Source organism: Sphingobium sp. WR1 (assembly GCF_059693745.1).
Map to the genome: position 1 here is coordinate 1 of NZ_JCATID010000053.1, position 9,308 is coordinate 9,308.

Consider the following 9,308-nt stretch of genomic DNA (forward strand, 5'->3'; position numbering starts at 1 on the left):
ATCAACCGTGGCGCATCATGACAATCGGGCGCCGCAAATGGGCACAGGGGTCATGATCAATGCAGGTTGGTATTATTCCAGTCGCGTTCCACTTCTTGCGCCAAACAAACGGAAGCTGACACGCAGGGCAGATTTTCGACGCGATTTCCGATTTCCCGTGCATGCGCGGCATCAGCGGCGTCTCTTTTGGCTATCGTGCGCAAACATGACCTCTTTCGGGCGTTGAAGCATCTGATACGTTCTCAGCCCGTTTGGAAACGGATAAAGATCGCATGACCATCCTCATTCCTATCCTCGGCGACCAGCTTGCGAGCTGGCCGTTGCCGACAACTGCATTCTCCGCGTGGCCATCTGAATAGGCGGATTTTTCCCCAGAGTTATTGGGCACCATGGCGACTTTCCGAAATAGGCAATGCGCGGACGCGGAACTGGACGAAAGCGTTAACGGGCGCTGTTCATGGCCTGCGACGAATTGTCTGCATTGACCTCATCAGCGCCCGTCTGATCGGCCTTGAAATAGCCGCCAGCCACAACGAAAAACAGAAGGGCGACGACCAGTATCAGGCTGACATAGAGGATGGATCGCGTGACGGTCGTGCGTGACCCCGCGCGTGCCTCGACCTTCGACACATGCGTTACCGTTTCTCCATCTTCCTGCTTCTTTTCCATCGCGCCTCTCCTTATGGCCCTCATTGGTGGTTATCGGCGGCCTGGGGTGACCCGCCAGATCGTGTTGGACAGATCATCCGCAACGATCAGGGCACCGTGGACAGGGTCGTAAGTGACGCCGACCGGACGCCCGCGCGCATGATTGTCCTTGATGAAACCGGTGAGGAAATCCTGCGGCTTGCCAGACGGTCGCCCATTGGCGAATGGCACCCAGACGACCTTGTAACCGGACAGATCCTGCCGGTTCCAACTGCCATGCTCGCCGACAAAGGCCCCTTCGGCAAAGCTGCCGCCAAAACCGCCATCGATCGTGAAACTGATGCCCAGTGCCGCGACATGCGACCCCAGCGCATAGTCCGGGCGGATCGCCCGGCGGACCATATCGGGCTGTTGCGGGCGGACGCGCGGGTCCACATTCTGTCCCCAATAGCTGTAGGGCCAGCCGTAGAAGGCACCTGGACGAACCGCCGTCATGTAATCGGGCACCAGCTGCGGGCCGAGTTCGTCCCGTTCGTTCACAACGGCCCACAGCCGCCGGGTCCGGGGTTCGACGGCGAGCGCTGTGGGGTTGCGGATGCCGGACGCATAGGTGCGGTGCATCCCGTTTTGCCGGTCGATTTCCCAGATGACGGCGCGGTCGCCCTCTATCCCCATGCCGCGTTCGCCCAGATTGCTGTTGGACCCGATGCCGACATAGAGTTTCGATCCGTCCGGCCCGACGGTAAGTGCCTTGGTCCAGTGATGGTTGATGTGGGAGGGGAGTTTGGTCACCTCCACGCCCGGCATGGTGATGCGGGTCATGCCATCGTGATAGGGAAAGCGCAGCAGTGCGTCCTGCGCCGCCACATATATCTGCCCATCGACATAGGCCAAGCCGTAAGGCGCATTGAGACCGGTGATGAAGCTGGTGCGCAGTTCAGCATGGCCATCATTGTCGGCGTCGCGCAGCAAGGTTACACGGTTGCCACCCTTGACCGGCGATTTGCCCATGGCCTTGATATAATTGGCGATCACGTCCTTCGGGCGCAGCGCGGGAGCCCCCCCGCCAGCCCCTTCCGCGACCAGAATGTCGCCATTGGGCAGCACCAAAATCTGGCGTGGGATGGCAAGGCCCGTGGCGAGCGCCGTCACGGTAAAGCCTGCCGGAGCGGTCGGCTTTTCGCTACCCCATCCGACCGGCGTCGCGATCTTCATCGGCGGCAGCAATGTCTGCCGCTGGTCGGGAAGGTCTGGGCGAGTGCCGGTCTGATCGAGGCCCGGTTGGCTGCGGCCACATGCAGCGAGCGCAAGCAGGCCGGTACAGAGGAGGAGCGTGCGCATCACCATGGCCGATCCTCCCGATAGCCTGCATGCGCGATCCAGCCGGCGGCAAGGGCGAAGGCGCTGCTCAGGATGGACAGGATCAGGCCGGTCGTGCCGACTGAACTCCAGCCGTCGCGACTATGCTGGAAAGCATTGATAAGGCCGCAGATCCACATCAGCGCCAGTAGCAGGAGATATATCGCTAAGCGTGATCTGACAGCGCCCTTGCCGCGGACCAAGCCAATGAACGCCCAGAGCAGCACAATGCCGCCGCCGAGCAAACCGCCGGTAATCAGCCAGGCCGAAAAGTTGGTCCACTGCACTTCGGTGCTGTTCAGATAGGTGATGTCGGACAGCAGCGCGGCCGGAAACATGGCCAGTGGCCACGCAAGCAGCAAGCCGTGCAGCGGGTGGAGCAAGGGCCGGATGCGCGGCGGGGCGCTGGGCAAGAGGGGCCTCCTGATCGAATGAATGACAGGAAGGCAATTCGTGGCGCGCCCTTTGGTTTCCCCGCTACGGCAATTGAAACGCTTGTTACGAAACAGAAATCATTGAACCGGACGGACGCTGGCGTGTTCGACCCAGTGACGCGGCACTTCCGATGCAGCGTGAAAAGGGTGAAGCGAGCGCGATGCGCAATCCATGGCTCTGGACGATGATGCTGTCTGGCCTCACCGCCTGCAACGCTGAGCAGTCGACCTTGCACGTCTTCGGTACGGAAGCGCGAGAGGTTCGGCAGATGGCGCTGATCCTGACCATTGGCGCCGTTCTGATCGTGGCCATCATGGTCGCACTCTATCTGCGCGCGGTACGGGCGCCCGAAGGCAGGCTCAGCCATCATGATGGCATGCGGATGGTGCTGTGGCTGGGCGCGATCGGTCCGACCCTGATCCTGGCGGCATTGCTGATCTATGCGCTACCCGCCATGCGCCCGCGCGCCAGCGGCCCCGACGATCTGATTGTGCGGGTGGATGGCGAGCAGTTCTGGTGGCGGGTCACCTATCGACCGTCGGGCGGGGGCAGCGCACTATTGTCTGCCAATGAAATTCACATTCCTGTCGGGCGGACAGTCGCGTTCGAACTGACCGCGCAGGATGTGATCCACAGTTTCTGGATTCCCGGTCTGGCCGGCAAGATGGACATGATACCGGGGCGGACCAACCGGCTGGTGGTGCAGGCGGAAAAAGTGGGGCGCTATCGTGGCGTGTGCGCGGAATTTTGCGGTCTGTCCCATGCGCTGATGGCCTTCGACGTGATCGCGATGGACGGTCCGGATTTCGATGCCTGGCTGGACCAGAGCAGAAGCGCGAGCCGAGGCGCAACAGCGTCTCACGGAGCCGCCTTGTTCGATACGCATGGATGTGGTGCCTGCCATGCCGTCCGCGGGACGGCGCATGATGCGACGATCGGTCCTGACCTCAGCCGATTTGGCGAGAGGCGGACGCTCGGCGCGGGCATCCTCCCGCCTACGCCAGCCAATATCGCCGCTTTCATCCGTTCGCCGCAAAGCGCCAAGCCCGGCGCGCGTATGCCGGCCTACCCGCAATTGAGCGCCGCCGATGCCGAGGCGATCGCGCATTATCTCAAGGGGCTGAAATGAGCCTGCACGATCAGGACGATCCAGCGCTGCGCGCCGCGCAGGAAGAACGGCTACGCGCCGTCTGGGCGCCGCCGAAGGGTTTGTTCCTGCGCTGGACTGACACGAACAATAATCGCGTGGGCGTCTGGTATGTGCTGACCGCCTTCGGCTTCATGCTGTTCGCGGGCGTTCTGGCGCTCATCATGCGCTCCCAGCTTGCCGTGCCGGATAATGATCTGGTGAGCGCGAACAGCTTCAACCAGCTGTTCACACTGCACGGTTCGATGATGATGTTCCTGTTCGCCGTGCCGATGTTCGAAGCGGTGTCGATCATCCTGCTGCCGCAATTGCTGGGCGCGCGCGACCTGCCGTTCCCGCGTCTGTCCGCCTTTGGCTACTGGTCCTTCCTCATCGGCGGCGTGTTCGTCAGCGGCTCCATATTCTTCAACGCCGCGCCGGATGGCGGCTGGTTTATGTATCCGCCGCTCACCACCCGCACGGACCTGTCGGGCCTTGGCGCGGATATATGGATGCTGGGGCTGTCCTTCATCGAGGTATCGTCGGTCGCCGCTGCCGTCGAACTGATCGTCGGCGTGCTCAAGTGCCGGCCGCCGGGGATGCGGCTCAATCTCATGCCGCTCTACGCTTGGTATATCCTGGTCGTCGCGGTGATGATCCTCTTCGCCTTCCCGCCGCTGATCGCGGGTGACATATTGTTTGAGATGGAAAGGCTGCTCGGCTGGCCTTTCTTCGACGCGAACCGGGGCGGAGATCCGCTGCTGTGGCAGCATCTCTTCTGGATATTCGGTCACCCCGAAGTCTACATCATCTTCCTGCCGTCGATCGCATTGTTTGCGATGCTCGTGCCGACCTTCGCCAACCGGCACCTGCTGGGCTATCCCTGGATCGTGCTGGCGGCGGTGGGGACAGCCTTCCTGTCGTTCGGCCTGTGGGTCCACCACATGTTCACGACGGGCCTGCCCAAGATCAGCCTCGCCTTCTTCTCCGCCGCGTCGGAGGCTGTGGCGATCCCCACCGGCGTGCAGATTTTCGTGTTTATCGCGACGCTGTGGGCGGGGCGGGTCACATGGTCGACACCCTTGCTCTATGCGACCGGCAGCCTTGCCATCTTCGTGATCGGTGGCCTTACCGGCGTGATGGTGGCGGTCGCCCCCTTCGACTGGCAGGCCCATGACAGCTATTTCATCGTCGCCCACCTCCATTATGTGCTGATCGGCGGGACGCTGATGCCACTGTTCGCGGGCCTTTATTATTATTGGCCGCTGATAACGGGGAAGAAACTTTCCGATCGGCTCGGCCGCATCGCTTTCTGGATGCTGTTCGTCGGCGCGAACATCACTTTCTTTCCGATGCACCTGTCGGGCCTGATGGGCATGCCGCGCCGTGTCTTCACCTATCCGGCCGACCTTGGCCTCGGTGGCTTCAACATGGTGTCGACTGCCGGGGCGTATCTGTTCGCAGCCGGAGTCGCGATCATCTGCGTCGACCTGTGTCTCTCGCCGCGCCGGGCCAAGGCGGTGCGCAACCCGTGGAATGCAGGCACGCTCGAATGGCTGGCCCATCCCGATGATGAAGATTGGGGCATCCGGTCGGTGCCGCTAATCGAAAGCCGTTACCCCATCTGGGACCAGACCGATTTCGTGAAGAAGGTGGACGAAGGGCGTTTCTTCCTACCCGATGCGGAGGAAGGCAGGCGGGAAACCATCGTGACGACGGTGCTGGACGCCCGCCCGCTGGCGGTGATCCGGCTCGGCACGCCCAGCGTCAAGCCGATGCTGACGGCGATCGCGCTGGGCGGGGTGTTCATCCTGACCACCTATCATCTCTATGTGGCGGCGCTTGCCTGCGGCGTGGCGACTTTGGCCTGCACGCTCTGGTGGCTGTGGACCGGAACAGCGGAGATACCCGAAAAGCCGTGCAAGCCCATCGGTCATGGCATCGAATTGCCGCTCTATCTGTCCGGCCCTTCGGCGCCCGGCTGGTGGGCGATGTTCATTACGATGATGGCCGACGCGACTGCCTTTTCCGGCCTTATCTTCGGCTATTTCTTCTTCTGGACGCGCCATGCTGATTTCCCGCCCGCGGATTTGGCGGATGGGCCGGGCATGATGTGGCCGATGATCGCACTGACGGTCGGGGTAGTCGGATGGCTGGCGACGATCGCTGCGCGGGAAGTGCATGCGCGTGGCGAGGTGGCGATTGCGCGCGTCCTGCTGTGCCTTGGCATCATGCTGAGCATCGCCGGGGTCGGCGCCGGACTGGCGGGACCGTGGACCAGCGGTCTGGACCCGCAGGCGCACAGCTATCCCGCGATCGTATGGACGCTGACGATCTGGACCAGCGCCCATGCAGCAGTAGCGGCGATCATGCAGGGCTATGCACTGGCGCGCAGTCTGGCGGGCAGGATGGACCCGAAACATGACGCCGACCTACGCAACATCAGCGTCTACATGCACTTCTACGCCCTGACCGCCATCGTCACCTACGCCATCATCGGTCTTTTCCCGGAGGTGGCATGACCGAGCGCGGCAAATGGCATGAGAGGCTGAAGGTCACGCTCTGGACCCTGATCGTTCCGCCCTCCATCTGGGCCGGGCATTTCCTGATGGCCTATCTGTGGGCAGCAATTTCCTGCGCAAAGGCGGGCGCATTCGCGACTTTCCCGACATTGTTTGTCGTCGGCACGGTCGCCGCGCTGGTGCTAATCGGCCTGTCGGGCTGGATCGCCTGGATGCAGGGGCGCAGGCCCGGCGGCAGCGTGCCGCATGAGGATTCGACCGATATCGACCGGCTGCGCTTTCTGGCGAAATCGACATTGCTGCTGGCGGGGCTGAGTTTCATCGGCGTCCTCTTCACGGCCATGCCCGTCATATTCCTGCAGGATTGCCTGTGAAGCGCGCCGCGCTCATCGCCGGGGCTGTGCTCCTGCCGGTTGGATGGCTGCTGGCGGCGTTGCCGCTGGGGATGATCGGCCATATGGCGGGGCATATGATCGCCGTGGCGGTCGCCGCGCCGCTGATCGCGCTGGGTTTGACGGGGACCGCCGCCGATCCCGCCCGCCGCTGGCCCCGCGTCGTGATGCCGATGGCGATGATGCTGGTCGAACTGCTGGTCGTGTGGCTGTGGCATCTGCCCACGATGCGCGAGGCGGCGCAGTCCTTCCCCATATTGGTCGCTGAACAGTTCAGCTTTCTGACTGCGGGCCTGCTGCTCTGGTTCTCCGTATGTCATGCGCCGCAACGCGTGGCAGGCATAGGCGCGCTGCTGCTCACATCCATGCACATGACGTTGCTGGGTGTCCTCATCGGCCTTGCGCCCCGGCCGCTTTACCCGATGGGCCATCATGGTCCGGTAGGGATAGACCCGTTGATCGACCAGCAACTGGGTGGCGTCATCATGCTGCTGCTGGGCGCTGCCAGTTATTTCATCGGCGGGCTGGCGCTTCTGGCCAGCCTCTTTCATCAGCGGAGGATCGAATGACCATCCGCATCACCTGGATGCGCGCGATCGTCGCGCTGATCGGCGTCGGACTTGCCGCCACGCTCTTCGCCTGGTCGGGCGCGATGCAGATTTCCGCTTCGTCCGGCCATTGGCGCATTACCGACTGGTTTCTCCACTGGGTGATGCGCAATTCGGTGCGGACCTATTCGGTTTTTCAGGCACCCGATGATGCACTGGACGAAAGTGGGCTCATCAGCGCAGCGGGGCATTTTCGGCAAGCCTGCCAGGTCTGCCACGGCGCGCCGGGCGTCCGTCCTTCACCCGTCATGCAGAAGGCCACCCCGCCAGCCCCCGACCTTGCAAAAACAGCGGGTGAATGGCGGGACCGCGAACTGTTCTGGATTATCCGCCATGGTGTGAAACTCACCGGCATGCCCGCCTGGGCAGCATCGGACCGGCCTGACGAGGTGCGCCGCATGACAGCCTTTGTCCGTCGCCTGCCGGGCATGACGGCGCAGCGATATCGTGCGCTCACGCAAGAGGCGGATGAAAGGCAAATAGCTGGCATCGCTCCTGAGACGCTGGCGGCCTGCACCGGATGCCATGGCACGGATGGGCAAGGGCGTGGCCAGCCCGATATTCCGGTGCTGGGAGGACAAAACCCTGTCTATCTGCTGGCAAGCCTGCGACGATATGCGTCAGGCGAACGATCCAGTGCCGTCATGCAGGCGGCGGTCGCCACGGTGGATGAGGCAGAAATGGCGAGGCTCGCCAGCCATTTCGCCGCCATGCCGGGACTGGAGGCCAAGATCATGCTGTCGCAACTGCCGCCACTCAGGGACAAGGCGGGCTTGCCTATCCCGGCCTGCGGCAATTGCCACGCCCCCGGCAAGGCAGGGCCGGTGCTGGGCGGCCAGAAGGCGTCCTATGTCGCGGCGCGCTTGAGGGGATGGCAGTACAGGCCTGGCATTGTCGATGCGCGCCAGTCTCCTGCAACCATGGCGATGATCGCCCGGCGCATCCCGGATGACCGGATAGACGCGCTGGCAGCATCTGTCGCTGGCCCCGAAGGCAGAAGGCAGGGTGTTGCCAGGAGCGGAGCCGCGCGAGTGGATGGGAACTAATGGAAATTCGGGCGCCGGGGCGGGCACTGTCCGACCTTCGGTAGGATCGCACCTGGCAATGCGCAAATATAGTATCGCGCTTGGTAATGGCGTTGAATGACGAATCCAGGGGGGGTAAAAGCGTGGCCGAGCGAAGGGCTTCTTTTGATCGGGAGATGGAAATGCCTTTCTGGAAAGTATTTTTATCAAGCTTTGCCATGCTCACGTTGTTCGTTCCTGCGACCGGCTTCGCACATCACGGCTGGAGCAGCTATGACGCGACAAAGACCCTGTCGATCACCGCGCCTCTGTCATCCGTCAGCTGGGGCAATCCGCATGGAAGTGCCAAGGTGATGTGGCAGAAAAAGGAGTGGAACGTAGTTCTCGCGCCTGTCGCCCGGATGGAGTCCCGCGGGCTCACAAAGCGGATGCTGACTTCCGGTAAGCCGGTTACGTTGGTCGGCTATCCCCGCTCAGATGGAACGGCAGAGATGCGTATCGAGCGAGTGACAGTGGACAGCAAGACGATCGAACTGCGCTGACACATATGGAAGCTGCGGCTTCAGTAATTGAGAGCTCTGTGCTCGGCAGCTTCGTTCGGGAAACCGCCTGGGCATATCCGCTGGCCAGTCTTGTGCATCTGCTTGGCATGATCCTGCTGATAGGCGGTATCGGGCTGCTCGATCTTCGCATTATCGGCGCGTTTCGGGCGCTCCCGCTCATGCTGCTGTCACGCGCACTTGTGCCCGTGGGCGCGACGGGACTTATGCTCATGCTGCTGAGCGGACCATTGTTGTTCGCGGCAGATGCGGTTGCGCTCTCGCGGTCCAGCATCTTCGCATGGAAGCTCGGGTTGATTGCCCTTGCGCTCGGCAATGCCACGATCTTTCGGTCATGTTGGGAAGGCGGCATCAAGGAGGCGTCGGCTCGATTGCGGATAATGGCAGGCCTGTCCATCGCCTGTTGGCTGGGCGCGGCCTGTTTAGGACGCCTGATTGCCTATTTCTAACAAGGGCCGTGCCTGCAGCAAATGAGCGGAACGTCCGCTCCTAAAGAGACGAATTCCTCCGCTGAATGTCTTGAGAGGGTCGGTCGACTGTTAACGGCGGTTGGATTTTATACCAACCCCCCATGATGCTGACTGACGAGGGGGATTCCCAAAGCAACGAAACTCTGACTCTATGGCTGCTGAT

General features: G+C 62.3%; 11 protein-coding genes. 7 read left to right on the forward strand and 4 right to left on the reverse strand.

Going from position 1 to position 9,308, the window contains the following annotated elements:
• Position 1: 1 nt before the first annotated feature.
• The 4 genes from AC58EF_RS27810 to AC58EF_RS27825 all read right to left on the reverse strand — a co-directional run bounded on the left by AC58EF_RS27810 (position 2) and on the right by AC58EF_RS27825 (position 2,420).
• Positions 2 to 172: a DUF2256 domain-containing protein gene (locus AC58EF_RS27810; RefSeq protein WP_497279606.1), complete on the reverse strand. Its 171-nt coding sequence runs from the start codon at positions 170 to 172 to the stop codon at positions 2 to 4.
• 269 nt (positions 173 to 441) lie between these two features.
• Entirely contained in the window at positions 442 to 669 is a 228-nt protein-coding gene (locus AC58EF_RS27815) for a hypothetical protein (protein WP_497279607.1), read from the reverse strand.
• A 30-nt stretch (positions 670 to 699) separates the two neighbouring features.
• The gene (locus tag AC58EF_RS27820; RefSeq protein ID WP_497279608.1) at positions 700 to 1,995 is read right to left on the reverse strand and encodes a PQQ-dependent sugar dehydrogenase; all 1,296 of its coding nucleotides are present in this window, start codon (positions 1,993 to 1,995) and stop codon (positions 700 to 702) included.
• Positions 1,989 to 2,420: a DUF2231 domain-containing protein gene (locus AC58EF_RS27825; protein ID WP_497279609.1), complete on the reverse strand. Its 432-nt coding sequence runs from the start codon at positions 2,418 to 2,420 to the stop codon at positions 1,989 to 1,991. Before AC58EF_RS27825 ends, AC58EF_RS27820 begins: the two co-directional genes overlap by 7 nt.
• A 182-nt stretch (positions 2,421 to 2,602) precedes the next feature.
• Here AC58EF_RS27825 and coxB point away from each other — a divergent pair, with 182 nt between their 5' ends.
• The 7 genes from coxB (at position 2,603) to AC58EF_RS27860 (ending at position 9,124) form a co-directional block, all read left to right on the forward strand.
• Positions 2,603 to 3,571: a cytochrome c oxidase subunit II gene (gene coxB / locus AC58EF_RS27830; protein ID WP_497279616.1), complete on the forward strand. Its 969-nt coding sequence runs from the start codon at positions 2,603 to 2,605 to the stop codon at positions 3,569 to 3,571.
• Positions 3,568 to 6,090, forward strand: a complete 2,523-nt coding sequence (gene ctaD, locus AC58EF_RS27835) for a cytochrome c oxidase subunit I (protein WP_497279610.1) — start codon at positions 3,568 to 3,570, stop codon at positions 6,088 to 6,090. The genes coxB and ctaD overlap by 4 nt, the downstream gene beginning before the upstream one ends.
• Positions 6,087 to 6,464: a hypothetical protein gene (locus AC58EF_RS27840; RefSeq protein ID WP_497279611.1), complete on the forward strand. Its 378-nt coding sequence runs from the start codon at positions 6,087 to 6,089 to the stop codon at positions 6,462 to 6,464. Before ctaD ends, AC58EF_RS27840 begins: the two co-directional genes overlap by 4 nt.
• Positions 6,461 to 7,051, forward strand: coding sequence for a cytochrome c oxidase assembly protein (locus AC58EF_RS27845; RefSeq protein WP_497279612.1), 591 nt, complete (start codon positions 6,461 to 6,463; stop codon positions 7,049 to 7,051). The genes AC58EF_RS27840 and AC58EF_RS27845 overlap by 4 nt, the downstream gene beginning before the upstream one ends.
• A complete protein-coding gene (locus AC58EF_RS27850) occupies positions 7,048 to 8,136 on the forward strand; it encodes a c-type cytochrome (RefSeq protein WP_497279613.1) in 1,089 nt (362 codons plus the stop codon). The genes AC58EF_RS27845 and AC58EF_RS27850 overlap by 4 nt, the downstream gene beginning before the upstream one ends.
• A 92-nt stretch (positions 8,137 to 8,228) precedes the next feature.
• Complete coding sequence (locus tag AC58EF_RS27855; RefSeq protein WP_497279614.1) at positions 8,229 to 8,657, forward strand: DUF6152 family protein; 429 nt, start codon at positions 8,229 to 8,231, stop codon at positions 8,655 to 8,657.
• Positions 8,658 to 8,662: 5 nt separating this feature from the next.
• Entirely contained in the window at positions 8,663 to 9,124 is a 462-nt protein-coding gene (locus AC58EF_RS27860; RefSeq protein ID WP_497279615.1) for a hypothetical protein, read from the forward strand.
• The last annotated feature ends 184 nt before the right edge of the window (positions 9,125 to 9,308 follow it).

Excerpts from the sequence above, each read along its gene's own strand:
- AC58EF_RS27815 (WP_497279607.1), bottom strand. The coding sequence starts at position 669 with ATGGAAAAGAAGCAGGAAGATGGAGAAACGGTAACGCATGTGTCGAAG.
- ctaD (WP_497279610.1), top strand. The coding sequence starts at position 3,568 with ATGAGCCTGCACGATCAGGACGATCCAGCGCTGCGCGCCGCGCAGGAA.
- AC58EF_RS27860 (WP_497279615.1), top strand. The coding sequence starts at position 8,663 with ATGGAAGCTGCGGCTTCAGTAATTGAGAGCTCTGTGCTCGGCAGCTTC.
- AC58EF_RS27840 (WP_497279611.1), top strand. The coding sequence starts at position 6,087 with ATGACCGAGCGCGGCAAATGGCATGAGAGGCTGAAGGTCACGCTCTGG.
- AC58EF_RS27850 (WP_497279613.1), top strand. The coding sequence starts at position 7,048 with ATGACCATCCGCATCACCTGGATGCGCGCGATCGTCGCGCTGATCGGC.
- coxB (WP_497279616.1), top strand. The coding sequence starts at position 2,603 with ATGCGCAATCCATGGCTCTGGACGATGATGCTGTCTGGCCTCACCGCC.
- AC58EF_RS27810 (WP_497279606.1), bottom strand. The coding sequence starts at position 172 with ATGCCGCGCATGCACGGGAAATCGGAAATCGCGTCGAAAATCTGCCCT.
- AC58EF_RS27820 (WP_497279608.1), bottom strand. The coding sequence starts at position 1,995 with ATGGTGATGCGCACGCTCCTCCTCTGTACCGGCCTGCTTGCGCTCGCT.